This is a genomic window from Elstera litoralis, assembly GCF_000963705.1.
GTDB classification, from domain to species: Bacteria; Pseudomonadota; Alphaproteobacteria; order Elsterales; family Elsteraceae; genus Elstera; species Elstera litoralis.
Genome location: NZ_LAJY01000740.1, coordinates 1 through 844, shown reverse-complemented (window position 1 = coordinate 844; position 844 = coordinate 1). Strand labels below are relative to the sequence as shown.

General features: G+C 48.3%; 1 protein-coding gene. It reads left to right on the top strand.

The window, feature by feature from the left end:
- Positions 1–800: phosphotransferase (locus VZ95_RS23430; protein ID WP_156995434.1), on the top strand; the 800-nt coding region annotated here is incomplete at its 5' end.
- Positions 801–844 lie beyond the last annotated feature (44 nt).

Here is an 844-nt window from a genome sequence, read left to right as displayed (position 1 = left end):
TGGTCTCGCTCCCCCTAGCTATAACGAGCAGCCTTGGACAATCGGCGACTGTTTTCCAAGGAAATTGGCTGACCCGTGAGACAACAGGTGGCTATGCAAACCACACGACTATACTCTATCGAGGCACGGAGCAATTTATTTTAAAAGAGTTCGTGGAAGAGACATCCCTACAACGCGAACTTATGGCGCTTTACTGTCTACAGGGTCATAATTTCAATGCGCCGAAAGTCGTCGCGACCCATGGCCGTCAGGTTGTTTTGTCATTTGCTGGACAAAAATTGACGGAAAGAGATAAAACAGAAGAAATATACTGGAAATTAGGATCATTAATCGCAAAACTCCATCGATATCCCCCACCTCCCGCACTGGCCGATCTTCCCTCCCAGGCCTCCCGTATTAGTGATCGAATTCGGGCCATCATCTTCTCTGAAGCCGAGCCAGACGTATTACTTCACGGGGACATTACCTGGGGGAATTGCCTCCTTCATTCAGATGACCACATCTACCTCATTGATTTTGAAGAATCGGGAGTGGGACACCCCTTAACCGATCTCGCCATATGCTGTGTCGAATGCTGTTGGGCTCCCGAAAATTCAGAGAAGTTCGAGAGCAGATGGAACGCCCTGATAGACGCTTATGAGCGCGCTGGAGGCCATAGGATTAGTGCCTACCCAACAAGCTTAATTGACCAAGCGACGAATGCAGCAGCTGAGGAGTTGATGAACTGGTCCGTCCTTGCGGGGCAGTCTTTGCTAACGCAGAAGTATGAAAGCTTTTTATCTCGCAGAATCGGGAGTTGAGATGATTTCGACTTATATATTCATCAACCGCTTACGATATGATC